This is a genomic window from Alkalibacterium subtropicum, assembly GCF_900112455.1.
GTDB lineage: Bacteria > Bacillota > Bacilli > Lactobacillales > Carnobacteriaceae_A > Alkalibacterium > Alkalibacterium subtropicum.
This window is the reverse complement of record NZ_FOLT01000029.1, coordinates 1-1,859: the sequence shown is the minus strand read 5'-3', so window position 1 is coordinate 1,859 and position 1,859 is coordinate 1. Positions and strand designations below refer to the sequence as shown.

Here is a 1,859-nt window from a genome sequence, read left to right as displayed (position 1 = left end):
CAGGCTTTTGTCTTCATTGTCAAGAACTTTTTCAAATTCTTTTTCCACTCATGTGACTGAGTGATCTGACAAACCAGAAAAGCACTGCGTCGCTTTAAATCAGCAACACAAATAACTTTACCAGTATTTGCTTTTCACGTCAATGCTTTTATTCTATTTTATTGATTTTTTATTCTGATGTATTCCTTATCCAGACTAAAACACTCACTTGTCAACGATTCTTCATTCACTTTCGACGGCATATCTAAATCAACTGATTCAGCGGTACAGCTTTCAAGTTCCTGGCTGATTACTATAGAAGGTTCTTCACCTTATTTAAACCACCTGATAATAGCACCGAGGTCTCTTTGTACAGATACGTTCATCAATCCTTCCTCGTTATGTGCCGGAATGTAGCAGCAGACTTTACCCTCACCATAGCTCCTTGTCCATCCTGCGTCGGAAGCCCCATATGCTGATAGAGATTCTAAAAAATACGTACTCTTCTCGACCCTCTCAATAAAATAATGTTCGTCCCTTATCGCAAACACATCTTTTCCATGACTTAATACGTGATCGTCCTTATAGTCATACCTTACCTTTACAAGGTCATCAGGGTGATGAGTGAAATATCCGCCCAGCATACTGACATAATTCCCATTCTCTTCATACCCTGCCAGACCTGAATGCCAGGCAAACCAGTTCCCGCCTTTTTTTACATAGTCTGTGATATGACGCTCTACAGATTCGGTCATCCATTGCTTATCCGGATTTTTTTCTGGGTCCAGCCTGTTCTCTGAGGCTACTATCACCAAGCCCGGCTTTTCACTGAGCTTATCCAATAGCTCCGTACGGCTGGCATACACTACTTCAATACCTTCTATTTCTCTGACAGCTTCAGAAAGAGCATTTTTCAATAGGTATTCCTTATGATAAAAATCCCCCAGCACCGCTATGATCTTCATCAATAATCTCCTTTCAGGGTTTCCGGTACATTTCACTTCTTTTACCCACAGCATTAACTTCTCTTTTCTCCTACTTAGCTTAAGTCACTCTTCTTGATCTATACATATTTGACAGACTTTTTCACTCATCTAATGGATGTTCCAGTATGATCTGATATCCCTCGCATGTCACAGTACAGTTCCTCTATTACAATAAAAGGCTATTTGCATATCAGGACCCTGCATCAACGCGCCAGCTATAGACGCCCCTCATAACCCGTTTATCCACTTTTCAAAATCAAAATACAGTCACGGAATGCGGCGCCTATCCCGGTCCACATTCTGGTCTCCCATCACTTTTCATTTATTAACCATGAGCTTGTTGATTTAGTCCACCTGTTAGCTTATCGATCATTAAACAGAAGAACATTCCCACCCTGGAGAGGAACAACTTCTCCTATTTTCGTGATAATGGCACTATCCAGCCTTCGGAACTATCCAGTTGTCGTGCGCTCCTCACATAACATTTTACCATAACCAGATATAACTCTTTTAGTCATAGGTATGACATCCTTCAGCAGACTGACGCATTTCTAGGAAAAACAAAAAGCTGATACATCTCAATAAAGAGACATATCAGCTTTTTGTTATTTATACCGGCGGCCGGAGTCGAACCGGCACGCCCTAATGGGCACTGGATTTTGAGTCCAGCGCGTCTACCAATTCCGCCACGCCGGCATTATTTCAAATCAAGATAAGGCGGTAACCGGATTTGAACCGGTGATGAAGGTTTTGCAGACCTCTGCCTTACCACTTGGCTATACCGCCATTATTCAATTTAACTGGGCTACTAGGATTCGAACCTAGGAATGACGGGATCAAAACCCGCTGCCTTACCGCTTGGCTATAGCCCAATAAAAGGGCGACTGATGGGGT

The 1,859-nt window shown here is 42.3% G+C and carries 1 protein-coding gene and 3 tRNA genes; all 4 read right to left on the bottom strand.

All coding sequences use genetic code 11. From position 1 onward, the window contains the following. Positions 1-311 precede the first annotated feature (311 nt). A complete protein-coding gene (locus BM049_RS11690) occupies positions 312-998 on the bottom strand; it encodes a ThuA domain-containing protein (protein ID WP_091531939.1) in 687 nt (228 codons plus the stop codon). 579 nt (positions 999-1,577) lie between these two features. Further along, positions 1,578-1,661: transfer RNA gene (locus BM049_RS11685), tRNA-Leu, on the bottom strand. Positions 1,662-1,680: 19 nt separating this feature from the next. After that, positions 1,681-1,751, bottom strand: a tRNA-Cys gene (locus tag BM049_RS11680). 14 nt (positions 1,752-1,765) lie between these two features. Continuing rightward, a tRNA-Gln gene (locus tag BM049_RS11675) sits at positions 1,766-1,837 on the bottom strand. Positions 1,838-1,859 lie beyond the last annotated feature (22 nt).

What these genes read in the sequence shown, in the direction of transcription:
- BM049_RS11690 (WP_091531939.1), bottom strand. Translation starts at nt 998, where the DNA reads ATGCTGTGGGTAAAAGAAGTGAAATGTACCGGAAACCCTGAAAGGAGA.